This window comes from Pseudomonas sp. Leaf58 (assembly GCF_003627215.1).
Taxonomy (GTDB): domain Bacteria; phylum Pseudomonadota; class Gammaproteobacteria; order Pseudomonadales; family Pseudomonadaceae; genus Aquipseudomonas.
On the sequence record NZ_CP032677.1, the window covers coordinates 2,380,007 to 2,404,573 of the forward strand.

A 24,567-nucleotide genomic window follows, 5' to 3' on the forward strand; every position below is an offset into this window, starting at 1 on the left:
GGTATTGTCATGGCCACTCCCGCAGACACCCCGACTCCCTCCGCCGCGCCCGCGCCATCACGCAAGCGCAAGGTCTGGCTGCTTGGCCTGCTGGTGCTGCTGATCCTTGCCGGGGCTGGCGCCTGGGCCTGGTACAGCCTGGTTGGGCGCTGGCACGAAAGTACCGACGATGCCTACGTCAACGGCAACGTGGTGGAGATCACTCCGCTGGTCACAGGCACTGTCACCAGCATTGGTGCCGATGACGGCGACCTGGTCCATGCAGGCCAGGTGTTGCTGCAGTTCGACCCGGCCGACAGCGAGGTAGCCTTGCAGTCCGCCGAAGCCAAGCTGGCGCGCAGCGTGCGCCAGGTCCGTGGGCTGTACAGCAACGTCGACTCGCTCAAGGCCCAGCTGGAAACCCGCCAGGCCGAACTGCGCAAGGCCCAGCAGGACTTCAACCGGCGCAAGGTCCTGGCTGACAGTGGGGCGATCGCTGCTGAAGAACTGTCCCATGCTCGCGATGACCTGAGCGTGGCGCAGGCTGCCGTCAACAGTGCGCGCCAGCAGCTCAGCACCAGCAGTGCGCTGGTCGACGACACCGTAGTGTCCTCGCACCCCGAGGTGATGGCCGCTGCCGCCGACCTGCGCCAGGCCTACCTTGACCACGCCCGCACCACCCTGGTAGCGCCCGTGACCGGTTACGTCGCCAAGCGTACCGTGCAGTTGGGCCAGCGCTTGCAACCGGGCACCGCGACCATGGCGGTGATCCCGCTGGACCAGGTATGGATCGACGCCAACTTCAAGGAAACCCAGCTGCGTGACATGCGTATCGGCCAGCCGGTGGAAATCAGCGCTGACCTGTATGGCAGCGAGGTCAAGTACAGCGGCACGGTCGACAGCCTGGGCGCGGGGACCGGCAGTGCCTTCGCCCTGTTGCCGGCGCAGAATGCCACCGGTAACTGGATCAAGATCGTCCAGCGGGTGCCGGTGCGTATCCACCTCAGCCCCGACCAGCTCAAGGCCCACCCGCTGCGTATTGGCCTGTCCACCGTGGTCGAGGTCGACCTGCACGACCAGAGCGGCCCGGCCCTGGCCCAGCAGCCACCGCAGCAGGCCAGCTACACCACCCAAGTTTACGACCGCCAACTGGTCGAAGCCGACACCCTGATCGCGCGGTTAATTCACGAAAACAGCGCGAGCGGCAAGACGGCCCAACGATGAGCGACAACGCTGCTGCCCAGTTCACGCCGCCAAGCCTGCTGCTGACCACCATCGGCCTGTCGCTGGCGACGTTCATGCAGGTGCTCGACACCACCATCGCCAACGTGGCCTTGCCGACCATTTCCGGCAACCTGGGGGTGAGCTACGAGCAGGGCACCTGGGTCATCACCTCGTTCGCGGTAAGCAACGCCATTGCCTTGCCACTCACCGGCTGGCTCAGCCGGCGGTTTGGCGAGGTGAAGTTGTTCATCTGGGCCACGTTGCTGTTCGTGCTGGCCTCGTTCCTGTGCGGCATTGCCCATTCGATGCCCGAACTGGTTGGCTTTCGCGTGTTGCAGGGGGTAGTGGCCGGGCCGCTGTACCCGATGACCCAGACCCTGTTGATTGCGGTGTATCCACCGGCTAAACGGGGGATGGCACTGGCGCTACTGGCGATGGTCACCGTAGTGGCGCCGATTGCCGGGCCAATTCTGGGGGGCTGGATTACCGACAGTTACAGCTGGCCATGGATTTTCTTCATCAACGTCCCCATCGGCCTGTTCGCCGCTGCCGTGGTGCGCCAGCAAATGCGTAGCCGGCCGGTGGTGATCAGCCGCCAGCCCATGGACTACATTGGCCTGCTGACGCTGATCATCGGTGTTGGCGCCCTGCAGGTGGTGCTCGACAAAGGCAATGACCTGGACTGGTTCGAGTCGTCGTTCATCATTGTTGGCAGCCTGATTTCGGTGGTGTTCCTGGCGGTGTTCGTGATCTGGGAACTGACCGACCGCCATCCGGTGGTGAACCTGCGGCTGTTTGCGCACCGCAACTTCCGCGTTGGCACCCTGGTGTTGGTTGGGGGCTATGCAGGGTTCTTTGGCATCAACCTGATCCTGCCGCAATGGTTGCAGACGCAGATGGGTTATACCGCGACTTGGGCAGGCCTGGCGGTAGCGCCGATCGGCCTGTTGCCGGTGATCATGTCGCCGTTCGTGGGCAAGTACGCGCACCGCTTCGACCTGCGGGTGCTGGCCGGGCTGGCGTTTCTGGCAATTGGTACCAGTTGCTACATGCGTGCTGGGTTCACCAGTGAAGTGGACTTCCAGCATGTGGCCTTGGTGCAACTGTTCATGGGTATTGGCGTGGCGCTGTTCTTCATGCCGACTTTGAGCATTCTGCTGTCTGACCTGCCGCCACAGCAGATTGCCGACGGCTCGGGGCTGGCGACTTTCTTGCGGACCTTGGGCGGGAGTTTTGCCGCTTCGTTGACCACCTGGATCTGGATTCGTCGGGCGGATCAGCATCATGCCTACCTGAGCGAGCACATCAGCCCGTTCAACCCGGCGACGCGGCATACGCTTGAGCAGTTGGGCGGGGCCAGCCCGCAGGGTTATGCGCAGTTGGAGCAGATACTCAACGGGCAGGCCTACATGATGTCGACGGTGGATTACTTCACGCTGATGACCTGGGTGTTTGCCGGGTTGATCCTGCTGGTGTGGTTTGCCAAGCCACCTTTTACCGCGAAGGCGGGGCCGGCTTCGGCGGGGCATTGAGGTGGGCACGCCAACCCCTGCTTCAAGCCCGGCACCCCGAAGCCCCAACCCTCTATTCCCATCCTGTCCCATTTCCCCTATTGTCGATCCTCCCTTCCCAAACGATTGGCAATGCCATGCAGAAAGTCATCGTCATCACCGGCGCCAGCCGCGGCATAGGCGCGGCCACGGCGCTGCAGGCCGCCCAGCAGGGCTACCGCATCTGCATCAACTACCACGCCGACGACCAGGCCGCCGAGCACATCCTCGACCAGGTCCGCGCCTTGGGCGCACAGGCCATCAGCGTGCGCGCCGATGCCAGCGTCGAAGACGAGGTCATCCAGCTGTTCCAGCGCGTCGATGAGGAACTTGGCCCGGTTACCGCGCTGGTCAATAACGCTGGCACCATCGGCCAGCAAAGCCGGGTCGAGGACATGTCCGAATTCCGCCTGCTCAAGGTCATGAAAACCAACGTCGTCGGCCCCATGCTTTGCGCCAAGCACGCCTTACTGCGCATGGCTCGGCGGCATGGCGGGCAGGGCGGGGCCATTGTCAACGTGTCGTCGGTGGCCGCCCGCCTGGGCTCGCCCAACGAATACGTGGACTATGCCGCCTCCAAAGGCGCGCTCGATACCTTCACCTTGGGCTTGGCCAAGGAAGTGGCGGGCGAGGGCGTGCGGGTGAATGGCGTGCGCCCAGGCTATATCCATACCGGTTTCCATGCGCTTTCTGGCGACCCGGACCGGGTCAGCAAGCTCGAACCCGGCTTACCCATGGGCCGCGGCGGGCGCCCCGAGGAAGTTGCCGAGGCCATCCTCTGGCTGCTCTCGGACAAAGCATCCTACGCCACCGGAAGTTTTATCGACCTAGGCGGCGGGCGCTGAGCGCGCCGGTCAATCCATCAGCAGCTCGCGCACCTGCTCGGCCAGCACGTCCAGTTCGAAGGGCTTGGTCAGCACCCGCGTCCCTTGCAGCAACTGGCCGTCACAGTGCGCCGCACTTTCATCGTAGCCCGTGACGAACAGCACCTTCAGGTCGGGGTAGCGCTCGCGGCAGCGCTCCGCCACCTGGCGGCCATTCATACCGCCCGGCAGCCCTATATCGCTCAGCAGCAGGTCTGGCCGCTCACCGCTTTGCAGATGCGCGAGGGCAGCTGGGCCGTTGGCGAAAGCATCGACCCGGTAACCTAGCTCTTCCAGCACTTCGCAGACCACCAGGCGCAGGGCCGTCTGGTCCTCGATCAACAGAATACGCTGCGCAGCCGTGCTGCTCTTTTCCAATAGCCGGCGCTGCGGTTTGGGCGTAGGTGCTTCGGGCTGTTCGTGGTGGCGTGGGAGCAGCAGTTCGATGCGAGTCCCCTCACCAAGCACCGACAGCACCCGCAGGTGCCCCCCCGACTGGCGTACAAAACCATAGATCATCGACAAGCCCAGGCCGGTGCCTTGGCCCAGGGGCTTGGTGGTGAAGAACGGGTCGACTGCGCGCTCCGCTACCTCCGCCGACATGCCGCGGCCGTTGTCGACGATACTCAGCCTTACGTACTCGCCGGGGGCTGGCCCCTGCGCTTGGGGCTGTACGTCGTCGAGCAGCAGGTTGTCGCCGATGATGTCGATCACACCCCCCACGGGCATGGCGTCACGGGCGTTGAGGCACAGGTTGAGCAAGGCGCTTTCCAGTTGCGGTGGGTCGATGAAGGTCGGCCACAACTGGCTGGCGAACTGGCTGTTGAGGGTGATGGCCGGGCCGATGGTGCGGCGTAGCAAGTCCTCCATGCCGGCCACCAGCGTAGCCACCTGCGTGGAGCAGGGTTGCAGGGTTTGCTGGCGGGAGAACGCCAACAGCCGGTGCACCAGGGATGAAGCCCGTTGCGCTGAACTGCTGGACAGCTCCAGCAGCGGGTCCAGCGCATCGAAGCGCGACTGCTGCAGACGTTGGCGCATCAACTCCTGGGCGCCGAGGATACTGCCCAGCAGGTTGTTGAAGTCGTGGGCAATGCCCCCACTGAGCTGCCCCACGGCTTCCATTTTCTGGGCTTGGCGCAAAGCCTCTTCGGCCTTGGCCAGGCGCCCCTGCTCCTGGACGCGCTCGCTGATGTCATAGGCGAACAGGAAGGCGCCTTGTATCGCGCCATGATGATCGCGCAAGGCGTTGAAGCGCAGTTCGTAATGGCGCCGCTCAGGTGCCTTGCCAAAGGCGCCCGTTTCGATGAACTGCTCGCCAGCCAAGGCGCGTTGCCACATGGGCAAAATCGGCGTCTGGTCATGGCTGCCATCGTTGATCAGCCCAGGCATGTATTCGCCAATTTCCGGCGTTTGCCCGTACAGCACGCGGAAGTCATGCTTGGCCTGGCGGTTGACGGCCAGCCAACGCATATCCGTGCCAATCACGTGTACGTTGACCACGCTGTGATCGACCAGCTCAGCAAACAGCCGGCGCTCCGCCAGCGCGGTATTCACCCGTTGTTCGAGTTCTTCGTTCAGGCGCTGCAGGGCTTGTTCGGCGCGCCGACGTTCAGTGACATCCTTGAACAGCACGGCCACCTGGCGTTTCTCGGCGGGCTCTATACGGAAGGTGGTAACGGACAATACATGGCCGGTGGCGACCAGTTCTTGCTCGAAATGCAGTGGCTCGCCGGTACGCAGCACAGCGCCATAGCGTGCCACCCAATCATCGGCCTCATCGGGCACCATTTCGCGCAGCTTCTGCCCGACCACGTTGGGGATACCGGCGTGCTTGGCGTAGGCCGCGTTGGCCAGGACATGCACATAGTCACTGAGCGGGCCATGCGGGCCGTCGAAGAACTCGATGATGCAGAAGCCTTCGTCCATGGTGTCGAACAACGAACGGTAAAAATCCTGGCCGTTGTCCTGATGCGCCGCAAGGCGTGCTTCCAGCAGCGCGTTCTGCTGTTGCAGGGCTTCGACTTGTTGACGCAGTGTGTGCAGATCGCGGGAGGGCATGCCGACATCCGACCAAAGAGACCACACAGACTTTAGCGTGTTCACCTGCAGGCCGATAGCTGGCCAGTGCCACTACTCGGTGGTACCCAGCAGCCGGGCAATTCGTTCGCCAAGGTTTTGTAGGTGGAAGGGTTTGGGCAGCAGTTCGATAGGCCCGTCGGGCTTGATACTGGCCAGCGCTTCGGCCATGTCATAACCGGTAATCAGCAACACCGGGCCTTGCCTGGCAAGGCCCTGATACGCGTGTGCAAGCTGATAACCGTCTACCTCGCCAGGCAGGCCGATGTCGGTGATCAGCAGGTCAGGCAGCGGGCCTGTGCGCAACGCCTCAAGCGCCGGGCCACCACAGTCGAACGCCTGCACCTCATGGCCAAGTTCTGTGAGTACTTCGACAAGCACCAAGCGCAGGGCCGGCTGGTCCTCCACCAGCATTACCCGGCGCGCCGGTGGTTGCGAGGGGAGGCTGGGAGTGGCAGCAGCGGGCAGGTGCTGGGCGCAAGCGCTGGCGCGTTCGTCTGCAGGGAAATACAGGTGAACGCAGGTGCCTTGCCCGGGCACGCTGTCGATCCACAGTTGGCCCCCGGATTGCCGTGCGAAACCATATACCATGGACAACCCCAGGCCAGTGCCCTGGCCCAGCGGTTTGGTCGTAAAGAACGGTTCCAGGGCGCGCTGCAGCACGTCCTGGGACATGCCCATGCCGGAGTCCTGGACGCTGATGTGCACATAGCGGCCCTCAGGCAGGTCCAAGCGCTTGGCCTTGGCTGTATCAAGCGCTGTGTTTTCGCAACCAAGGTTCAACGTGCCGCCCTGGGGCATGGCCTCACGGGCGTTGATGCACAGGTTGAGCAGGGCGTTTTCCAGCTGCCGCGGGTCAATGCGGATCGGCCATTGCGCAGCCTGGCTCAGGTCGTAAAAGGCGATGTGCGGGCCGGCCGAGCTGCGGATCAAGTCATGCATGTCGGCGATCAGGCGCTGCACATCGACTGCTTGTGGTACCAGCGTCTGTTGCCGCGAAAAAGCCAGCAGGTGTTGCACCTGGGCAACGGCGCGCAGGGCGTTGTTGCGGCTGAGCTCCAACAGGCGGGCGGTGTCGGCGAGGCGTTGCTGGCCCAGACGTTGTGCGGCCAGTTCCAGCGCGCCCAGCAGGCTGCCCAGCAGGTTGTTGAAGTCGTGGGCGATGCCGCCGGTCAACTGGCCGACGGCTTCCATTTTCTGCGCTTGGCGCAGGGCTTGCTCAGCCATGCGCAGGCGCTCTTGCTCAGCCATGCGTTCGGTGATGTCGTAGGCGAACATGTACCCACCCTGAATGTGCTGCTGTGCATCGCGCAGCGGGTGGTAGCGGATTTCGTAATACCGCGGGGTATCAGGTGGCCCGAGGCTGATGGTATCGATGAAGGCCTCGCCGGCCAGCACGCGCGGCCACACCGGCGCCAGGCGGCCCATGATGTCAGGCTGGTTGAGCAAAAACTGCGGTATGTAATCGCCCACCTGCGGCACGAAGCCACGGTAGCGCTGGAAAGTTTCGCGGGCCATGCGGTTGATGGCAACCAGGCGCATTTTGCGGTCGGCGGCAAACACGTTGACCTGGCTGTTGTCGAGCAGCTCGCCGAGCAACTTGTTGTGGGCCTGTGCAGCGTTGTCGCGCTCGGCCAACTGCGCTTCCAGTTCGGCGACACGTGCTTGCAGCTGTGCCAATGACGGCAGCGGGTCTGGTTGCATGGCGAGGGCCCAGGGAGCGGATCGAGCAACTATAGCCGCCCACCCCACCACCGGCCATCAGAACGAGCGAATGATCCTGCCCAGGGTTTCCATGGCCCGTTCGGCATCCTCATGCCAGGGGCTGCCGTAGTTAAGGCGGATGCAGTTGCCAAAGCGCCGGGTGGGCGAGAAAATCGGCCCGGGGGCGATGCTGATGCCTTGCGCCAAGGCCATGTGGAACAGCTTGAGGGCATCCATCTGCTCGGGCAGTTCTAACCATAGGAAGTAGCCGCCAGACGGCTGGCTGACCCGCGTCTGCGCCGGGAAGTGGCGGGCGATGGCCGCCAGCATGTTGGCCTGCTGGCCTTCTAGGGCGTAGCGCAGCTTGCGCAGGTGGCGGTCGTAGCCGCCGTGCTGCAGGTAGTCGGCAATGGCCGCCTGGGCTGGCATCGAGGCACACAGCGAGGTCATCAGTTTGAGCCGCTCGATCTTTTGCGCAAAGCGCCCAGCCGCCACCCAGCCAATGCGGTAGCCGGGTGCCAGGCTTTTGGCGAACGAGCCGCAGTGCATCACCAGGCCCTGGGTGTCGAAGGCCTTGGCCGGCTTGGGCGCCTGCTGCGCGTAGTACAGCTCGGCGTACACATCGTCTTCGATCAACGGCACCTGATGACGCGCCAGCAACTCCACCAGTGCCTGTTTTTTCGCCTCGGGCATGCTGGCGCCCACTGGGTTTTGGAAGTTGGTCATGCACCACACTGCCTTGACCGGGTGCTTTTCCAGGGTTTGCGCCAGTACGCCGAGGTCCATGCCTTCGCGCGGGTGCACCGGGATCTCCACCGCCTTGAGCTTGAGCCGCTCCAGCACCTGCAGGCAGGCGTAGAAGGCCGGCGCCTCGATAGCCACCAGGTCGCCCGGCTGGGTGACGGCCTGCAGGCACAGGTTCAGGGCTTCCAGTGCACCGTTGGTGATCAGCAGCTCCTCCATTGGCAACATCAACCCGCCGACCATGTAGCGTAGGGCAATTTGCCGGCGCAGCTGCGGGTTGCCGGGCGACAGGTCGGTCACCACCATGCGTGGGTCCATGCTGCGGCTGGCGCTGGCCAGCGAACGCGACAGGCGTTGCAGCGGGAACAGCTCGGGGCTAGGGAACGCCGAGCCGAACGGCACGGTGTTGGGGTCTTTGATCGAGTCAAGGATCGAGAACACCAGCGCGCTGACATCGACATCGGTGGACTCGCTGACCGGCTGCAACGCCTGCGGCTCGCTGAACTGGCGCGGGGCGTGGGCGTTGACGAAATAGCCCGAACGCGGCCGCGCCCGGATCAGCCCGCGCCGCTCCAGCAGGTAGTAGGCCTGGAACACGGTGGACGGGCTGACCCCGTGGGTTTGGCTGGCGTAGCGCACCGAGGGCACCCGTTGGCCGGGGCCCAGTACCCCGGAGCGGATCAGTTCGGCGATGTCGTCGGCAAAGCGTTCGTAGCGTTTCATTCTGGCCTTCTGTCGAAGCCTGGCAGGCAAGGTGGAATCAGTGTAAGGGATCAGCGGTTCATCGGCGCGACGAAGCGGCTGTTGGCCACGCTGCGAATAGCAGGGTCGTCACGTTCGCTGATTTCAAAGCTCAGTGGCTGCGAGTTGCTGGTCGGGCGCTCGGCGAGCATCGCCACCGACACCGGCAGTTCGCTCATTTCACCGGCCGGAATCACCAACGTCGTGTTGCCCTGCAAGACGAAACCGTCGGCGTCCAGCAGGCGCAGCGCGTAGTGCTGGGTACGTTCGGTCTTGTTGATCACCTTGAGTAGGTAGATGTTCTCGATCTGGCCTTGGGCATTTTCGCGGAACAGGCCGCGGTCCTTGATCACGTCCAGCGATACCATCGGGCGCAACTGCAAGGCCACCCCGAGTGCCGCGATCATCACTACCAACGCGGCGGCATAGCCCAGCAGGCGCGGGCGCAGCCAATGGGTGGTACCACCTTGCAGGCTGTGTTCGGACTTGTAGCCGATCAGGCCGCGGGAGTAACCCATCTTGTCCATTACCCCGTCACAGGCATCGATGCACGCCGCGCAACCGATGCAGGCCATTTGCAAACCGTCACGAATATCGATGCCGGTCGGGCACACCTGTACGCACAGGGTGCAGTCGATGCAATCACCCAGGCCCTGGGCCTGGGCGTCGCTGCCTTTTTTGCGCGCGCCACGGGCTTCGCCGCGACGTGGGTCATAGGCGACCGCCAGGGTGTCTTTGTCAAACATCACACTCTGGAAGCGTGCGTAAGGGCACATGTGCAGGCACACCGCTTCGCGCAGCAGGCCAGCATTGATGTAGGTGGCGGCGGTAAAGAACAGCACCCAGAACAGCGCCACGCCGCCCAGTTGCAAGGTGAACAGGTCTGCCGCCAGTGGGCGGATCGGGGTGAAGTAGCCAACGAAAGTCAGCCCGGTGAGTACGCCAATAGCCAGCCACAGGCTGTGCTTCAGTGTGCGCCGGGCCAGTTTGTTCAGGCTCCAGGGCGCGGCGGCGAGCTTGATGCGCTGGTTGCGGTCGCCCTCGGTGAGCTTTTCGCACCACATGAACAGCCAGGTCCAGGTGCTCTGCGGGCAGCTGTAGCCGCACCACACACGGCCGGCGAACACAGTGATGGCGAACAGGCCGAAGGCACAGATGATCAACAGCGCCGACAGCAAAATGAAATCCTGCGGCCAGAAGGTGGCGCCAAAGATGTGGAATTTGCTGTTACCCAAGTCCCACAGCACCGCCTGGCGGCCGTTCCAGTTCAGCCAGGCAGTGCCGAAAAACAGGGCAAATAGGGCACCGGCAAAGCCAATGCGCAGGTTGCGGTACAGCCCGGTGAAGCTGCGGGTATGAATGCCGTAGTCGGTGCGTCGCGGCTGGGGGCTGGCGGGAGTGGTGGCGATCTCTGTGAAAGGGATTCTATCGTTCATGGCTGGGTGCTCATCAGGCCTCGATCAGGCATGAGCACTATGGCCCTGAGGCTGTTATCAGCACAGGCTCAGATTTTGCGATAAAAACCGTATCAGATTACCGGCCTGACCCCGCCAAGCCTTAGATTACCGAGCCTGGCACGCTGGCCTTCAAATGCCTGCGGCTATCCACCGCACCTACCACGGTCAGTGCGTCGGCTTCGGCTTCGGTGATCGGCACCCGCTGGCCGGCGAGCAGAGCCACCGACATGTGCAGCTGTTCGTCGGTGACGATTTCGATGGCTGGGCCATCACCTTCCAGACGCAGGTTTTCGCCGATCAGGGTGCAGCGGCGGGTGGTTTCGTCGATTTCAATGGGCATGGGGTGGTCCTCCTGGGGGCGGTTACAGGGTGGACCACAGTGCCGAGCGGGTTGCTGCATCCGCGGGCTCAGCGGCACTTTGTGTTGGGTGCGCAGGTCAACCCTTGCAGATGGCAGGCTCGGCCTCTTCGCGGGCCAGCCCGCTCCTACAGGCGGGTGCTGTGTTTCTTAGGTAGGAGCGGGTTTACCCGCGAAGAGTCCGGGCTTGGCGACACAATGCTCTGGTAAGGGAACAGTGCCATGGACCTCATCTGGCAAGCAATCCAGGCCGAATTTGCCGATATCACCGACGGGCGCCAGGTAACGCAAATCCTCGTGCGCCTGCTGATGGCCGCCTTGCTTGGCGCCGTGCTGGGGTTTGAGCGCGAGCACAAGGGCAAGGCCGCCGGGGTGCGCACGCACATGCTGGTTTCGTTGGGCGCCGCGCTGTTCGTATTGGCGCCGAGCATGGCCGGGGCTGATGAGCAGGCATTGAGCCGGGTGGTCCAGGGCATAGTGGCCGGTATCGGCTTTCTGGGGGCGGGGACCATTCTCAAGGGTAACGGCCAGGACGCCAGCCATGTGAAGGGGCTGACCACCGCCGCCGGGTTGTGGATGACCGCCGCCATCGGTACGGCCGCGGGTATGGGCCGTGAAGCCACGGCATTGATCAGCACGGTGCTGGCCCTGCTGGTGCTGGGCACGATGCCATTGCTGGTGGAAAAAGTCGAAGGGCAGGAGGAGGGAAAGCAGCAGGAGGAAAAGGACCGGAAGCACTGAGGGGAGCCGAAGCTCCCCTCAAAGCGTTGTTGCCTGCTCTTTTTTTATTATTGAGACCGGCCTTTTGTTGTTTTTGTAAGCCTGTCTTCGTGTTGCGGGTGACCCCCATGCGGGGTCAAGAGCAAACGTATTTTTTTGAGCGCTGACCTGCCTTCATCAATGCTGATCCGAACCTGGCTGTCGCTACCTTTAGGTAGTTTTATTGTTCTGTGCCAGACCGCGGGGCGTACCCCTGAAAAGCGTGTCTACTCCAAAAAAATCTGCTTGCTGCGCCTCTGCCGTGTTGTTCTTGTTATGTCAGAGCCGTTATCTGTTGTTTTTATTGGGTGTCACATTTTTTTTGTTCTTGTACCAGAGATATAGCAGGGTACGTGCCAACTTTTGAAAACCCTTTGAAATCAAGCAGTTAGCATTTTCAGCCAAAACCAGCCGGCCTGAAAATCTGCCGATTTGTTTCCCTGTTACCCGATTTTTTGCTGTGAAACGTGGGGGCGGTAACACTTCACCCACACGCCTGTGACACCCGTATGATTTATTGCGCGCTGCGTGCCCGTGCTACCCGCGACCCGTTGCCGCGGCCCAGCACGCTGCTGATACGCTGGCCGGCAGCGATCAGCCGGTCCAGGTCGATGCCGGTTTCAATGCCCAGTCCCTGCAGCAGGTACACCACGTCTTCGCTGGCGATATTGCCGGTAGCCCCCTTGGCGTAGGGGCAGCCGCCCAGCCCGGCCACAGAGCTGTCGAAGACGCTGATACCTTCGAGCAAGCTGGCATACACGTTGGCCAACGCCTGGCCATAGGTATCGTGGAAGTGCCCAGCCAGTTGCTCGCGCGGTACCTGGGCCGACACTACCTCGAACAGGCGCCGGGTATCGCCGGCGGTACCGGTGCCAATGGTGTCGCCCAGCGATACCTCGTAGCAGCCCATGTCGTGCAGGGCGCGAGCCACTGGGGCGACCTGCTCGGCGCTGACTTTGCCTTCATAGGGGCAACCGAGCACACATGACACATAGCCGCGCACGCGCACGCCGTGGCTGCGCGCGGCTTGCATGATCGGCTCGAAGCGCTTGAGGCTGTCGCTGATCGAGCAGTTGATGTTGCGCTGCGAGAAGGCTTCGGAGGCGGCCGCGAACACCGCCACTTCCTTCACCCCGGCGGCCAGGGCATCCTCGAAGCCGCGCAGGTTCGGCGCCAGCGCCGCATAGGTAACACCGGGGCGCTGGTGGATGCCGGCGAACACTTCGGCGGAGCCGGCCATCTGCGGCACCCATTTGGGCGAGACGAAACTGCCTACTTCGATATAGGCCAGACCCGCCTCGGTGAGGTCGTCCACCAGGCGCACCTTGTCGGCGACGCTGATGGGTTGGGCTTCGTTCTGCAGGCCGTCGCGGGGGCCTACTTCGACCAGGCGGACGTGTTTGGGCAAGGACATGGCGGTTTTCCTGTGGCGTTCAGCGGTTGTCTTTGTTGTTCAGGGTGGCGGCCAGGGCTTGCTCGCAGCGCTCCTGGGCGGTGTCCAGCTCCAGCTGCATCTGGTGGATGTCGAGCATCTGTTGCTCCAGTTGCGCGCGGCGCTCGGCGATTTTCGCCAGCATGCTGTTGAGCTGCTTGAGGTTGCCGCTGGACGGGTCGTACAGCTCGATCAGTTCGCGGCACTCGGCCAATGAAAAGCCGATGCGCTTGCCACGCAGGATGAGCTTCAGGCTGACCTTGTCACGCGCCGTATAGATACGCTCCAGGCCGCGGCGTTCGGGGCTCAGCAGGCCCTGCTCCTCGTAAAAACGAATGGCGCGGGTGGTGATGTCCAGCTCGCGGGACAGGTCGGAGATGCTGTAGGTCTGGGTACTCATGCTGGGGCTCGGCGTGGGGTATGCAGGTATCCTGAGGGCAGCTTGACGTATACGTCAAGCTGGGGCGCAAATGTGTATCGCCTGCACGGTCCTTGTGTGCGGGTTTACCCGCCAAGAGGCCCGGGCAGGCGATCGCCAATCAGTCCGGCTGCACCGCCCGCCGATACCCATTGGGCGTTTGCCCGCTCAACCGCTTGAACCACCGGGCAAAGTACGTCGGGTCGGTGAACCCCAGGCTATCCGACAACTGCCCAATGCTCATCCGCGTATAAACCAGATTACGCCGCGCCTCCAGCAGCAACCGCTGGTGCACCACTTGCAGCGCCGTCTGCCCGCTCAGCGCTCGGCACAGTTGGTTCAACTGCAGGCTCGGCACCTTCAACCGCGCGGCAAAATCCTCCACTGACAAGTGCTCGCGGTAATGCGCCTCGACCAGGCGCAGGTATTGCCCCAGCAACTGGCGGTCACGTTCATCGCGGTTGCGCGGTGCCTGCCCCAGCTGCTGGCGGCGGCTGATCCACACCATCAATGCCGTCACCAGCGCCTCAAGCAGGGCGGCCCGCGCCGGGGCATTGCCCTGGTACTCCTGCTGCAGGGTGTCGATCAGGCTGCGCAGGCGCACACGGTCCCGGCCCAGCGGGTAACACGCCGCTTTCGCCAGCACCGCCAGGGGTGCACCCAGGCGCTGCTCCAGGTTAGCCACCAGTGCCGTGCCAAAGGTCAGCACGTACCCTTGGATATCGGCGCTGAAGCGAAAGCCGTGCACGGTCAGCGGCGGCACCACCTGGATCGCCGCTTCGCCAATGACACTGCGCACGCCCTCGATCTCCACCTCGGCCCGGCCGCGCTGCACATACAGCAACTGGAACAGCTCGGCATGCTGGTGCGGCTTGATCTCCCAGTGGTGCAGGCGGCTACGCGCCGGGATCGACTCGCAGTGCAACAGGTCGGTACCGGGCCAGGCCTGGTTTTCGCCATACAGCTTGAACAAAGGGACGCCGGGGAGGGTGGGTTTCATAGCTTTTGGCCTGTCCGGTAACCGAACGCTTTTTGTAAAAGTGCAGTTTATGTATGGAATAGCACAGTTCAAAGGCTGTTTTTGCCAGTAAAAATGCACGGGCAAACCCTAACAGCAGATGCCGCCCGGCTGCCAGTCCAGGGCCGGCATCACCCGCACAGAGACAACAACAATGAAAACTCAGGTCGCAATTATTGGGGCAGGTCCGTCTGGCCTGCTGCTAGGCCAGCTGCTGCACAATGCCGGTATCGATACGCTGATCGTCGAACGCCAAACGCCCGAGTACGTGCTGGGCCGCATCCGTGCCGGGGTGCTCGAACAAGGCACGGTCGACCTGCTGCGTGAGGCCGGTGTGGCCGAGCGCATGGACCGTGAAGGCCTGGTCCACGAAGGAGTCGAGCTGCTGGTCGGTGGGCGCCGCCAGCGCCTGGACCTCAAGGCCCTGACTGGCGGCAAGACGGTGATGGTGTATGGCCAAACCGAAGTCACTCGTGACCTGATGCAAGCACGTGAAGCCAGTGGTGCGCCGATCATCTACGCGGCGAGCAATGTCCAGCCGCATGAGCTCAAGGGCGAGCGGCCCTACCTGACCTACGAGAAGGACGGCCAGGTGCACCGCGTGGACTGCGATTACATCGCCGGTTGTGACGGCTTTCACGGCGTCTCGCGGCAGAGCATCCCCGACGGCGTGCTGAAGCAGTACGAGCGGGTCTACCCATTTGGTTGGCTGGGCCTGCTGGCGGATACACCGCCGGTCAACCACGAGCTGATCTACGCCCACCACGCGCGCGGTTTTGCCCTGTGCAGCCAGCGTTCGCAAACGCGCAGCCGCTATTACCTGCAGGTCCCTTTGCACGACCGTGTGGAGGAGTGGTCCGACGAGCGTTTCTGGGGCGAACTCAAGGCCCGCTTGCCCGTCGAAGTGGCAGCGCAGATGGTCACCGGCCCGGCCCTGGAAAAAAGCATTGCGCCGCTGCGCAGCCTGGTGGTCGAACCCATGCAGTACGGTCACCTGTTCCTGGTCGGGGACGCCGCGCACATTGTCCCGCCGACCGGCGCCAAAGGGCTGAACCTGGCGGCATCGGACGTCAACTACCTGTACCGTATCCTGCTCAAGGTGTACCGCGAAGGGCGCACGGACCTGCTGCAGCAGTATTCGCCGCTGGCCCTGCGCCGGGTGTGGAAAGGCGAGCGCTTCAGCTGGTTCATGACCCAGCTGCTGCATGACTTCGGCAGCCACAAGGACGCCTGGGACCAGAAGATGCAGGAGGCGGACCGTGAGTACTTCCTGACCTCGCCAGCGGGGTTGGTGAACATTGCCGAGAACTATGTGGGCTTGCCGTTCGAGGAGGTGGCCTGAAGTGTTGTGCCTGCCCTGGCCTCATCGCCGACAAGCCAGCGCCCATAGGCCTGCACATAACTCATAGATTTAACAGCAATTTTGTAGGAGCGGGTTTACCCGCGAACACCGGCGCAGCCGGTGCCAGGCACCGTGTAGGATGCTTCGCGGGCATGCCCGCTCCCACAGGCTCAGCGGACCGCTTGCAAACTCAGTTTTCTGCGCGACAGCGCAGCCCAAACCTGCATCCAGGAAAAACACGCCAGGGCTTGAAGTTAAGTCTGCGCATGACCGACAGTGCCTGCTGAATGAGTAATGGCAGGAAGCACAACGATGAAATCCCCCGCGCCCCTGATGGGCGCCCTCTGCCTGCTGGTCGCCAGTGGCTGGGCCGGTGCCGATCAGCTGTTGCCCGCGCCACCGGAACTGGCCTCCGGCTACCGCAGTGGCCTGCAGCCGGTGCACGCCAGCCGGCACATGGCCGCTGCCGCCAACCCGCTGGCCAGCGCGGCGGGGCGGGCGATGCTGCGTGCCGGCGGCAGCGCCATCGATGCGGCCATCGCCATGCAGATGGTGCTGACCCTGGTCGAACCGCAATCCAGCGGCATTGGTGGCGGGGCGTTTATCCTCTATTGGGATGGCCAGCGTGTGCAGGCGTTCGATGGTCGTGAGGCAGCCCCGGCGGCGGTGACCGAAAAGCTGTTCCTGCAAGCCGATGGTTCAGCAATGCCGTTCAGGGCGGCGCAGATCGGCGGGCGTGCGGTTGGCGTACCGGGGGTGCTACGCGCCCTGAAGCTGGCCCACGAGCAACACGGCAAGCTGCCCTGGCGCGACCTGTTCGCCCCGGCCATCGCCCTGGCGCGTAACGGCTTTGCGGTGTCGCAACGCCTTCACACCTTGCTGGCCGAGGACCCGTTCATTAGCGGTTCGCCAGCCATGGCTCGCTACTTCCTGGATGGGCAAGGCCGGCCCTTGGCGGTCGGGACGATCCTGCGCAACCCCGAGCTTGCACAAACCTTCGAGCAGATTGCCACGCAAGGCCCCGAGGCGTTCTATACCGGCGAGATCGCCGAAGCCATCGTGGCCGAGGTGCGCGGCCATGCCAACGCCGGCTACCTGTCGTTGCAGGACTTGCAGCAGTACCGGGCCAAGCAGCGTGAACCGGTGTGTGGCCCCTACAAGGCCTGGCGTATCTGCGGCATGCCGCCGCCGTCGTCGGGTGGGGTGGCGGTGCTGCAGACCCTGGGCATGCTCGAAGCCGTGCAGCGCGCCTCGCCACCCCGCAACCTGGCGCTACTGCGCCCTGTCGCGACGTCGTCCCCGGCCGGCCTGGAAGCACCACCATTGGCAGTTCATTTGATAGCCGAAGCCGAACGCCTGGCCTATGCCGACCGCGCCCAGTACCTGGCCGACAGCGATTATGTGCCGGTCCCGGTCAAGGCCTTGACCGACCCCGCTTACCTGGCCAGCCGCGCCGCAAAAATAGGCGAGTACAGCATGAAGCGCGCCGCTCCGGGCCAGCCGCAGGGCGCCGACCTGGCCCTGGCGCCGGACCGCTCGCCGCTGCGCATTGCCACCTCGCACCTCAGCGCGGTGGATGACCGCGGCCAAGCCCTGGCCATGACCACGTCGGTGGAAGCGGCGTTCGGCGCGCACTTGATGGTCAAGGGCTTTCTGCTCAACAACCACCTGACCGACTTCTCGTTCATCCCTCAGGAACATGGCAAGCCGGTCGCCAACCGGGTGCAGCCGGGCAAGCGGCCGCTGTCGGCCATGGCGCCGACCCTGGTGTTCTCACGAACCTCTGGCGAGCTGCTGGCCAGCCTTGGCTCGCCCGGTGGCTCGCAAATCATCGGTTACGTGAACAAGGCGCTGGTCGGCCTGCTGGATTGGCAGCTCGACCCACAGCAGGCCGCCGGCCTGCCCAACTTTGGCAGCCGTAATGCGGGCACCGAAGTGGAGGCGGGGCTGGCCAGCCCGGCGCTGATACGACAGCTGGCGGCCTGGGGGCATGAGGTGGTGCCCATGACCCTGACCAGTGGCATGCAGATCATTCAGCGCACCGGCGCAGGCTGGTCGGGCGGTGCTGACCCACGGCGTGAAGGCGTCGCGCTGGGCGACTAGGCCAACGCATTGCGGTGTATGGAGTGGCGTGATAGAAGTCAGTCTTGCCATTCATAAGTTGAATACCAAGATGTCTATCAGCGTGAAATCGAATAGAGCCCTGTTCGACCTCGACCTGCTACGCGCTATTGTCGTGGTCGCCGATTGCGGTAGCTTCACCACCGCTGCCGCGCGCCTGCACTCCACCCAGTCGACCATCAGCCAGAAGGTGCGCCGCCTTGAAGACATGGTCGGCCACCGCCTGCTGGTGCGTGGCAATCGCGACGTGTTGCCGACCGACGCTGGGCAGACCTTGCTCGGCTATGCCCGGCATATGCTGGCGCTGAACGACCAGATGCTCGAGGCCCTGGCCGGAGCGATGGTTGGCACCACCGTGCGCCTTGGTGTACCCGAGGACTTCGTTGGCGGGCGCACCACCAATGCGCTGTCGGCGTTCAGCCGGCTACACCCACAGGTGAAGCTGGAAGTGACCAGCGGCCTGTGCCGCGACCTTAGCCAGGCCTATGACAACGGTGAACTCGACCTGGTGCTGCTCAAGCAGCGGCGCAACAGCCGCGAAGGCGTGGCCTGCTGGCCTGAGCGCCTGCAGTGGATCGACAGCGCGCGCGCGCCAGCCTTCGAGCTGGACCCGATCCCGCTGGTGACCTTCCCGCCACGCGGCCTGTACCGCGACGACATGATCACCGCCATCGAGGGCATGGGCCGGCGCTGGCGCATCAGCTTTACCAGCTCCAGCCTCAGCGGCATCCAGGCCGCGGTTGCCGATGGCATGGGTATCAGCCTGCTGCCGCCCAGGGCGGCCACTGGCGAGCACCGGGTGCTGGGGGCAGGGCAAGGGCTGCCGGACATCGATAGCTACGAAATTGTCATCGTGCACCGGCCGACGGCGGATGTGATGATCAAGGCGCTGGCCGAGGTGATGACGCAGTTGCTGGCGGGCGGCGGGATCTGACGATCTGGCGCGGCCCTTTTGGGTCAGGCGACGCGTCGGATGCGGCTTTTGCCGGCGCGGCCGCGGGTATGGCTGAACAGGTCTTTCGGGTTGTCGTCCACCCAAGGCACCAGGTCGATCTTGCTACCCATGCCACGCTTTTCGGCTTGCTGTAGTACGTACCGTAGTACGGTGTAGTCTTCCAGGGCGAAGCCCACCGAGTCGAACACCGTGACCTGGCTGTCGCTCTGGCGGCCCTCGGTTTCGCCGCGCAGCACGCGCCACAGGTCGACCACCGGGAAGTCCGCCGGCAATTGCTGGATGTCACCTTCGACGCGGGTTTGCGGCTCGTACTCGACGAACACCCGGGCGTTGCGCAGCACATCGGCATGCAGCTCGGTTTTGCCCGGGCAGTCGCCGCCTACGGCATTCAGGTGCATGCCGGGTTCCAGCATGTCGGGGGTAATGATGGTGGCGTAGGCCTTGTCGGCGGTCACCGTGGTGATGATATCCACGCCTTTCACCGCTTCGGCCACCGAGCTTGCCCGGCGGATGCTGAGGCCGCTGTATTCCTTGAGGTTGGCGATCAGCTTGGCGGAGGCCAGCGGGTCGGTGTCGTAGGCGGTGATTTCTTCGATGCCCAGGTGCTTGTGGAAGGCCAGCGCCTGGAATTCGCTTTGCGCACCGTTGCCGATCAGGGCCATTTTGCGCGAGTTCGGTCGGGCCAGTGCCTGCGCCGCCATCAGCGAGGTGGCCGCAGTGCGCAGGGCGGTAGCGATGGTCAGTTCAGACAACAGCACCGGGTAGCCGGTGGCGACATCGGCCAGCACACCGAAGGCCATCACCGTATGCAGGTTGCGGGTGGTATTGGCCGGGTGGCCGTTGACGTACTTAAAGGCGTAGCGGCTGTTGTCGGCAACCGGCATCAGTTCGATCACGCCCACTTGCGAATGGCTGGCAACCCGCGCGGATTTATCAAACTCCTGCCAGCGTTTGAAGTCTTCGCGAATGGCCGCGGCCAGTTCGCCAATGAATGGCGCTACGCCAATCTCATGCACCAAGTCCGACATGGTTGGGACATCGATGAAATACGTCATGCTCTTTGCACCCTGATGAGTGCGTTCTCACCTTGAACACTGCAAGGGTGAACGCTTGAAATTGTGGGGGGGTCGTCAGCAGGAAAATGTTGATGCAAGGTGGCGTCAAAATGAAGAGAGCAGGTTGCCAGTTTCGTCAGCTTTCTAGACAATCTGCTACCACACAGTAGCAATGTGATCATTTGGCAGGCATACATGGATACGCTCGACCGGGAACTGATCGCGCTGCTGCGCGACAACGCCCGTACGCCCGTGCTTACCTTGGCAAAAAAGCTCAAGGTGGCCAGGGCAACGGTGCAAAACCGCATTACCCGGCTCGAAGAGCAGGGCCTGATCATTGGCTATACGGTGCGCCTGCGCTCTGATGTGCTGGAGCAGGGGGTGCGGGCAATCACCAGCATCGGCATCAGCGGCCACCATGCCGCAGAGGTCAAGCACGCGCTGCGCGGGCATCCCAACGTGGTGGCTATCCATAGCACCAATGGCCGCTGGGACCTCATGGCCGAGCTACGTGCCGACACCCTCGAGGCCTTCGACCGGGCGTTGAACACCATCCGTTCGATTCCGCACATCGAAAACACCGAGACCAGCATCCTGCTCTCGACCTACAAAATGTGACTGCTGGATCAAGCCTTCTGGCCTCGGCATTGCGCCAACGGCGACGTGCAGGTTGCATTCACGGCTGACGCTCAGCCACCGCGCGCAAGGTGCGCAAGGTCACCACCGGCGCATCCACCACAAACCGGTTGGCCAGCCACCCAGGCACATCCCCGGCCGGGTCGGCCTGCAACTGGTAGGTCACCTCGGTCTCCCGTGCGCCCAGCGGCTTCATCCGCCATTCGCCACTGAGGTACTGCACCCGGATCAGCCCTTTCACCTTGGGGATTCGGTCGGGTTCGGCGCTCAGGTGCCGCAGCAGTGTGCCGTCGTCCAACCGTTCGCTGGTGACCTTCAGCACCATGTCCCGCGGCATTGTTGGCCACGGCAGGTTGGTAGTCAGGTACACCCAGGTATTGGCACCGTCCACGTCCAGTAAGCGCATCTGGTCGCAGGCGTACAACCACTTGCAGGCCACCCGCAGGTTCTCCTGCAGGTCGGTGAGCGTGCTTACGCTGGCTTTCATGGTGCTAATGCCACGGAATTGCTGGTAAGGCGAGTTGGGGGCGGCGCTCAGGTACACGCGGATGCCTTCGCGGTCGTAGGCCAGGTTCCAGTCATCGGCAGCCGGGGCAGGGGGGCACAGCAGCAGGGCGGCGAGCAGCAGGCAGCGGTTCATGGCTGGTACCGCGCGGGGGATGAGAAGTCAGTATGCGCGATGGAAGAACGATGTGCCACGGCCCAATCGGTCTGTGCCATGTCGTGAATGAGCCGTCTGGGCGAATGCGCTGGCTTAGGCCTGAAGCGGCGGCAACAGGCCTACGGCTGGGATGCCTGGTGTTCGCCTACTCCACTTGGCCGGTTGACTTAGCGCTCGGCAGCGTTGTTGTCGATCGGCAAGTAACCGTGCTCGACGTAGTGCTCCAACTTGCTCCAGTTGCTGGTCAAGTAGCCAATGGCCTCGCCCAAGGCATTCTGCGTCGTCACCTGAGTCAGCAATGACACGCTGCGCTCCATGCCGCAGCCTTAAGATCTTCATCGCTGCTCTTCCTCAAGTCGCGCTCGACGACATAGAGCTTGTTGCTCAGACATCAGCGCGATGTCAGCACGTCTTGTCTTGCCCTCGGGCTGTACCTTTCGTGCTTTGATGAACCTACGGCGTGCATGTGCCCAGCAGCCCAAGCGCTCGACCCCATCCTGCGCCGCAAGGACGTTGTACCGGCGGAATCATCGGTCATGACATAGCCCCGATACCCTTCCAGTAAGGCGAGTGGGTAGCGGTACTTCGAGCGTTAATCCTTGTAGACCCACCGGCCTAACGCGTCATAGCCAAACTCCACAACCAATCGATCATCTTCATAGCGCCGCAACCGGTCATACAGGTCCCAAGTGAACTTGCCTGTATTACCGTTCTCAATTCGCTCCAGCAGGTTGCCGCGCTCGTCATACCGAAACTCCGTAGCACATTGTCCATCAGATTGCGTGGCGAGTGCGGATTGGCGGCTGGCGGTGCCTCTGGGGCCAGCAGGTTGCTCGCCGGATCGAAAGCGAACGTCTCCTTCTCGTAGTTTTGGCTGGCTTCGATCAAACGGCCAACTGGGTCATAGCGATAACGTAGGTCGCCACGGTTCAAGTCTTTGATGTGACACAGCTGTCCTGCTTCGTCGTAACGGTAGTTGCGCGCTGCAATGCGCTTGGATTCTCCCTGGCGCGCCAAGGTCTGTTCCAGCAACTGGCCATTCGGGCTCCAGGTCTGGCGCTGGATCAGGCCATTACCCTGCACACGGCCGATCTCTCGATGCAGGTCATCGCGCTCGTAACTGATCAGTTCCTGGTCATCAAGTTTGATGGCCAGCAGATGCCCGCTGCCGTAGGTCAGCCAACTGGCCCGGTGCCCATCGGGGCGGGTGGTGGCGATACGGTGGTTGAGAGCATCGTATTCATGGGTGAACACGGCAACCTGTGACTTTGTAAGGTAATCCAGCCACTGGTGCTCGCGCGTATTGTAACGGGTGTGACGGTGGCCGGTTTTGCCTTGCTCGAAGCTGCTGATCAGGCCGTGCACATGGCGTACTGGCTGCTCTTGCTGCCAGATGGTCAACGCGCGGGCTGGTCGAGCAGGTTGGCGAAGTCGGCATCGTCGGTTTCGCTGACCAATTCGAGGGTGAGGCGGTACAGCTCGCTGATCCCTTCAGTCAGTTCGAACGACACCACATCGAACGCTATCGCCTCATCGGCAGGCGTGGTGAAGGTAAAACGCACATCATTCAAGTTGCTCATGCAGACTCCTGCTGTTCATTCCTTCGGACAGGTTCATGGAGCCGAGCGCGTTGTGAAACGCACGGCGAAAGTGCACGCAAGACCGTAGCGAGGAATCCGTTCCAGGTCGCTGCCGATACTTCCTAAAGAGCTGTAGGAAGTTTCGCTAAATGCAGCGCTTATCGTTTTTATGGGTGAAGCCGTACTTGCTGCGCCGATAGGCGCAGTGACTGTTGAGTCAGGTCAATTCGTTCGGGTAGAAGTTATGGCTGCAACAGGGTTTGCAGCGAGGCCAATACTTGTTCGGTAATGCCGTTGAGTTTGCTGGCGAAGTACACATAGACGCCGGTACAGCACACACCCATGACGGCCCACGGCGTCCACCAGGGCAACTGGCGGTTCATGCGATAGTGGCGGGGTGCGATGTTGGTGAACGGGTCGGTCAAACGTTGCGAGGGGTCTCTGGGGCCGCGTAGCTCCGCGATCCGTTTGCGCAGACGCTCCATCCAGATTTCCAGCGCCTGATCGCCGTTGGTCTGGTTGGCGTATTTGCCCCGGTAACCCAATGCCAGGCACCAGAACAGGAACACGAACAGGTCGCAGCGCTTTTCCGGCGCCTCCAGCAGGCGCTCCAGCACACTGGATATGTCGGACTTTACGGCCATGTGTAAATTTCCTTGTCGTATCGCGATCTACGTCTCGCTGTAGGTCGGCGAACAAGATAGGTTGGAGAATATACGCTGTAGAACCGATTTCATTTGATGGGGCGTAAAAACAGAAGGTGCTGTAAGAAAATTACTTTTCATATGCCTTCCGTTTAATCAGAGGGCTCGAAACAGCACAGTCCAGGTAACGAGGCTGGAAGAGAGTCAGTATTGGCGTGGATATTAAGGTGAGGGCCGGTGAAACGCCGAAAGGCCGACATCCACAGCGAACTGTTGTATGTCGGCCTTTCGAAGACGGGAGGCTTCGCCCCCCAATGCATCAACGCTTAGGGTTCAGCGTCAGGTGCACATGACGGTTGACGTCTTTGTACAGCAGGTAGCTGAAGTTGCCTGGGCCGCCGGCGTAGCAGGCCTGCGGGCAGAAGGCGCGCAGCCACATGAAGTCGCCGGCTTCCACTTCGACCCAGTCCTGGTTCAGGCGGTAAACCGCTTTGCCTTCCAGCACATACAGGCCGTGTTCCATCACGTGGGTTTCAGCGAACGGGATGACCCCGCCCGGCTGGAAGGTAACGATGTTCACGTGCATGTCGTGGCGCATGTCGGCCATGTCGACGAAGCGGGTGGTTTTCCAGCGGCCTTCGGTGCCCGGCATTTCGATAACGGTGGCGTTGTCGCGGTGGGTAACGAAGGACTCTGGCACGTCCAGGCCTTCAACCTTCTGGTAGTGCTTGCGCAGCCAGTGGAAGGTGACGTTGGCCTTGCTGTTGTTGCGCAGGCTCCACTCGGCACCCGGGGCCAGGAAGGCGTAGCCGCCTGGGACCAGGGTGTGGTGCTTGCCTTCGACGGTGATGTCCAGTTGGCCTTCGACGATGAACACCACGGCTTCGGCGTTAGGGTCCAGCTCCGGGCGCTCGCTGCCGCCTTCCGGGGCCAGTTCGACAATGTACTGGGAGAAGGTTTCGGCAAAACCGGTCAGCGGGCGGGCGATGACCCACATGCGCATCTTGTCCCAGAACGGCAGGTGGCTGGTGACGATGTCACGCATCACGCCTTTGGGGATAACGGCATAGGCTTCGGTGAACATGGCACGGTCAGTCAGCAGCTCGGTCTGAGCCGGGTGCCCACCGTGGGGGGCGAAGTACGAATGGTTCGACATGGACGATCTCGACTTGTTGTTCTCTCCCCATGCCGTGAACCGCACCGGCCGGTGCGGCGCAGGGGATGTGGCGACAGAATAGGGGCGAGCGCGC

The 24,567-nt window shown here is 62.8% G+C and carries 22 protein-coding genes and 1 pseudogene; 8 read left to right on the forward strand and 15 right to left on the reverse strand.

Going from position 1 to position 24,567, the window contains the following annotated elements; all coding sequences use genetic code 11:
• Window positions 1-9: 9 nt before the first annotated feature.
• From DV532_RS11115 to DV532_RS11125, 3 genes are all read left to right on the forward strand, one after another.
• Window positions 10-1,203: an HlyD family efflux transporter periplasmic adaptor subunit gene (locus DV532_RS11115; protein ID WP_056801037.1), complete on the forward strand. Its 1,194-nt coding sequence runs from the start codon at window positions 10-12 to the stop codon at window positions 1,201-1,203.
• On the forward strand, window positions 1,200-2,735 hold the full coding sequence (locus tag DV532_RS11120) for a DHA2 family efflux MFS transporter permease subunit (RefSeq protein WP_056801039.1): 1,536 nt from the start codon (window positions 1,200-1,202) through the stop codon (window positions 2,733-2,735). The genes DV532_RS11115 and DV532_RS11120 overlap by 4 nt, the downstream gene beginning before the upstream one ends.
• A gap of 116 nt (window positions 2,736-2,851) precedes the next feature.
• Window positions 2,852-3,598 carry an SDR family oxidoreductase gene (locus DV532_RS11125; RefSeq protein ID WP_056801041.1) on the forward strand — a complete coding sequence of 249 codons (747 nt, stop codon included), beginning with the start codon at window positions 2,852-2,854 and terminating at the stop codon, window positions 3,596-3,598.
• A 9-nt stretch (window positions 3,599-3,607) separates the two neighbouring features.
• Here the strand turns inward: DV532_RS11125 and DV532_RS11130 are convergent, their stop codons facing one another.
• From DV532_RS11130 to DV532_RS11150, 5 genes are all read right to left on the reverse strand, one after another.
• The gene (locus DV532_RS11130; RefSeq protein ID WP_056801043.1) at window positions 3,608-5,674 is read right to left on the reverse strand and encodes a PAS domain-containing protein; all 2,067 of its coding nucleotides are present in this window, start codon (window positions 5,672-5,674) and stop codon (window positions 3,608-3,610) included.
• Between the two features lie 72 nt (window positions 5,675-5,746).
• Window positions 5,747-7,396, reverse strand: a complete 1,650-nt coding sequence (locus tag DV532_RS11135; protein ID WP_056801045.1) for a PAS domain-containing sensor histidine kinase — start codon at window positions 7,394-7,396, stop codon at window positions 5,747-5,749.
• 57 nt (window positions 7,397-7,453) lie between these two features.
• The gene (gene mapR, locus DV532_RS11140) at window positions 7,454-8,863 is read right to left on the reverse strand and encodes a GntR family transcriptional regulator MpaR (protein ID WP_013972935.1); all 1,410 of its coding nucleotides are present in this window, start codon (window positions 8,861-8,863) and stop codon (window positions 7,454-7,456) included.
• Window positions 8,864-8,913: 50 nt separating this feature from the next.
• Entirely contained in the window at window positions 8,914-10,317 is a 1,404-nt protein-coding gene (ccoG, locus tag DV532_RS11145; protein WP_056801047.1) for a cytochrome c oxidase accessory protein CcoG, read from the reverse strand.
• Window positions 10,318-10,438: 121 nt separating this feature from the next.
• Entirely contained in the window at window positions 10,439-10,678 is a 240-nt protein-coding gene (locus DV532_RS11150; RefSeq protein ID WP_056801049.1) for a DUF3203 family protein, read from the reverse strand.
• Window positions 10,679-10,918: 240 nt separating this feature from the next.
• Here DV532_RS11150 and DV532_RS11155 point away from each other — a divergent pair, with 240 nt between their 5' ends.
• Complete coding sequence (locus tag DV532_RS11155) at window positions 10,919-11,437, forward strand: MgtC/SapB family protein (RefSeq protein WP_056801051.1); 519 nt, start codon at window positions 10,919-10,921, stop codon at window positions 11,435-11,437.
• Between the two features lie 532 nt (window positions 11,438-11,969).
• Here the strand turns inward: DV532_RS11155 and DV532_RS11160 are convergent.
• From DV532_RS11160 to DV532_RS11170, 3 genes are all read right to left on the reverse strand, one after another.
• Window positions 11,970-12,869, reverse strand: coding sequence for a hydroxymethylglutaryl-CoA lyase (locus DV532_RS11160; RefSeq protein ID WP_056801053.1), 900 nt, complete (start codon window positions 12,867-12,869; stop codon window positions 11,970-11,972).
• Between the two features lie 19 nt (window positions 12,870-12,888).
• Window positions 12,889-13,287, reverse strand: a complete 399-nt coding sequence (locus DV532_RS11165; RefSeq protein WP_056801055.1) for a MerR family DNA-binding transcriptional regulator — start codon at window positions 13,285-13,287, stop codon at window positions 12,889-12,891.
• 139 nt (window positions 13,288-13,426) lie between these two features.
• Window positions 13,427-14,305 carry a helix-turn-helix domain-containing protein gene (locus DV532_RS11170; RefSeq protein WP_056801057.1) on the reverse strand — a complete coding sequence of 293 codons (879 nt, stop codon included), beginning with the start codon at window positions 14,303-14,305 and terminating at the stop codon, window positions 13,427-13,429.
• A 172-nt stretch (window positions 14,306-14,477) separates the two neighbouring features.
• Here DV532_RS11170 and pobA point away from each other — a divergent pair, with 172 nt between their 5' ends.
• From pobA to DV532_RS11185, 3 genes are all read left to right on the forward strand, one after another.
• Window positions 14,478-15,665: a 4-hydroxybenzoate 3-monooxygenase gene (gene pobA, locus DV532_RS11175; protein WP_056801058.1), complete on the forward strand. Its 1,188-nt coding sequence runs from the start codon at window positions 14,478-14,480 to the stop codon at window positions 15,663-15,665.
• Window positions 15,666-15,977: 312 nt separating this feature from the next.
• Window positions 15,978-17,768: a gamma-glutamyltransferase gene (gene ggt / locus DV532_RS11180; protein WP_056801060.1), complete on the forward strand. Its 1,791-nt coding sequence runs from the start codon at window positions 15,978-15,980 to the stop codon at window positions 17,766-17,768.
• Window positions 17,769-17,838: 70 nt separating this feature from the next.
• The gene (locus DV532_RS11185; RefSeq protein ID WP_056801062.1) at window positions 17,839-18,720 is read left to right on the forward strand and encodes a LysR substrate-binding domain-containing protein; all 882 of its coding nucleotides are present in this window, start codon (window positions 17,839-17,841) and stop codon (window positions 18,718-18,720) included.
• Between the two features lie 23 nt (window positions 18,721-18,743).
• Here the strand turns inward: DV532_RS11185 and DV532_RS11190 are convergent, their stop codons facing one another.
• The gene (locus DV532_RS11190; RefSeq protein WP_056801063.1) at window positions 18,744-19,796 is read right to left on the reverse strand and encodes an ornithine cyclodeaminase; all 1,053 of its coding nucleotides are present in this window, start codon (window positions 19,794-19,796) and stop codon (window positions 18,744-18,746) included.
• A gap of 195 nt (window positions 19,797-19,991) precedes the next feature.
• On the opposite strand from DV532_RS11190, the gene DV532_RS11195 reads away from it, so the two are divergent.
• Entirely contained in the window at window positions 19,992-20,414 is a 423-nt protein-coding gene (locus DV532_RS11195) for an Lrp/AsnC family transcriptional regulator (RefSeq protein ID WP_056801065.1), read from the forward strand.
• Between the two features lie 58 nt (window positions 20,415-20,472).
• Here the strand turns inward: DV532_RS11195 and DV532_RS11200 are convergent, their stop codons facing one another.
• The 6 genes and pseudogenes from DV532_RS11200 to DV532_RS11225 form a co-directional block, all read right to left on the reverse strand.
• Entirely contained in the window at window positions 20,473-21,072 is a 600-nt protein-coding gene (locus DV532_RS11200) for an START domain-containing protein (RefSeq protein WP_056801067.1), read from the reverse strand.
• 188 nt (window positions 21,073-21,260) lie between these two features.
• A pseudogene (locus tag DV532_RS11205) lies at window positions 21,261-21,575 on the reverse strand (transposase).
• A gap of 110 nt (window positions 21,576-21,685) precedes the next feature.
• Window positions 21,686-21,823, reverse strand: coding sequence for a hypothetical protein (locus DV532_RS31210; RefSeq protein ID WP_177339536.1), 138 nt, complete (start codon window positions 21,821-21,823; stop codon window positions 21,686-21,688).
• 667 nt (window positions 21,824-22,490) lie between these two features.
• On the reverse strand, window positions 22,491-22,673 hold the full coding sequence (locus DV532_RS11215; protein WP_056801071.1) for a hypothetical protein: 183 nt from the start codon (window positions 22,671-22,673) through the stop codon (window positions 22,491-22,493).
• 242 nt (window positions 22,674-22,915) lie between these two features.
• A complete protein-coding gene (locus DV532_RS11220) occupies window positions 22,916-23,317 on the reverse strand; it encodes a DotU family type IV/VI secretion system protein (protein ID WP_056801073.1) in 402 nt (133 codons plus the stop codon).
• A gap of 319 nt (window positions 23,318-23,636) precedes the next feature.
• Entirely contained in the window at window positions 23,637-24,473 is an 837-nt protein-coding gene (locus tag DV532_RS11225) for a bifunctional allantoicase/(S)-ureidoglycine aminohydrolase (protein ID WP_056801075.1), read from the reverse strand.
• Window positions 24,474-24,567 lie beyond the last annotated feature (94 nt).

Bases quoted from the DNA above. Each gene is read 5' to 3' on its own strand.
- DV532_RS11200 (WP_056801067.1), bottom strand. From the start codon at position 21,072: ATGAACCGCTGCCTGCTGCTCGCCGCCCTGCTGCTGTGCCCCCCTGCC.
- DV532_RS11185 (WP_056801062.1), top strand. From the start codon at position 17,839: ATGTCTATCAGCGTGAAATCGAATAGAGCCCTGTTCGACCTCGACCTG.
- mapR (WP_013972935.1), bottom strand. From the start codon at position 8,863: ATGAAACGCTACGAACGCTTTGCCGACGACATCGCCGAACTGATCCGC.
- DV532_RS11170 (WP_056801057.1), bottom strand. From the start codon at position 14,305: ATGAAACCCACCCTCCCCGGCGTCCCTTTGTTCAAGCTGTATGGCGAA.
- DV532_RS11130 (WP_056801043.1), bottom strand. From the start codon at position 5,674: ATGCCCTCCCGCGATCTGCACACACTGCGTCAACAAGTCGAAGCCCTG.
- DV532_RS11150 (WP_056801049.1), bottom strand. From the start codon at position 10,678: ATGCCCATTGAAATCGACGAAACCACCCGCCGCTGCACCCTGATCGGC.
- DV532_RS11190 (WP_056801063.1), bottom strand. From the start codon at position 19,796: ATGACGTATTTCATCGATGTCCCAACCATGTCGGACTTGGTGCATGAG.
- pobA (WP_056801058.1), top strand. From the start codon at position 14,478: ATGAAAACTCAGGTCGCAATTATTGGGGCAGGTCCGTCTGGCCTGCTG.
- DV532_RS11115 (WP_056801037.1), top strand. From the start codon at position 10: ATGGCCACTCCCGCAGACACCCCGACTCCCTCCGCCGCGCCCGCGCCA.
- DV532_RS11215 (WP_056801071.1), bottom strand. From the start codon at position 22,673: ATGAGCAACTTGAATGATGTGCGTTTTACCTTCACCACGCCTGCCGAT.
- DV532_RS11165 (WP_056801055.1), bottom strand. From the start codon at position 13,287: ATGAGTACCCAGACCTACAGCATCTCCGACCTGTCCCGCGAGCTGGAC.
- DV532_RS11125 (WP_056801041.1), top strand. From the start codon at position 2,852: ATGCAGAAAGTCATCGTCATCACCGGCGCCAGCCGCGGCATAGGCGCG.
- ggt (WP_056801060.1), top strand. From the start codon at position 15,978: ATGAAATCCCCCGCGCCCCTGATGGGCGCCCTCTGCCTGCTGGTCGCC.
- DV532_RS11220 (WP_056801073.1), bottom strand. From the start codon at position 23,317: ATGGCCGTAAAGTCCGACATATCCAGTGTGCTGGAGCGCCTGCTGGAG.
- DV532_RS11225 (WP_056801075.1), bottom strand. From the start codon at position 24,473: ATGTCGAACCATTCGTACTTCGCCCCCCACGGTGGGCACCCGGCTCAG.
- DV532_RS11135 (WP_056801045.1), bottom strand. From the start codon at position 7,396: ATGCAACCAGACCCGCTGCCGTCATTGGCACAGCTGCAAGCACGTGTC.
- DV532_RS11120 (WP_056801039.1), top strand. From the start codon at position 1,200: ATGAGCGACAACGCTGCTGCCCAGTTCACGCCGCCAAGCCTGCTGCTG.
- ccoG (WP_056801047.1), bottom strand. From the start codon at position 10,317: ATGAACGATAGAATCCCTTTCACAGAGATCGCCACCACTCCCGCCAGC.
- DV532_RS11155 (WP_056801051.1), top strand. From the start codon at position 10,919: ATGGACCTCATCTGGCAAGCAATCCAGGCCGAATTTGCCGATATCACC.
- DV532_RS11195 (WP_056801065.1), top strand. From the start codon at position 19,992: ATGGATACGCTCGACCGGGAACTGATCGCGCTGCTGCGCGACAACGCC.
- DV532_RS11160 (WP_056801053.1), bottom strand. From the start codon at position 12,869: ATGTCCTTGCCCAAACACGTCCGCCTGGTCGAAGTAGGCCCCCGCGAC.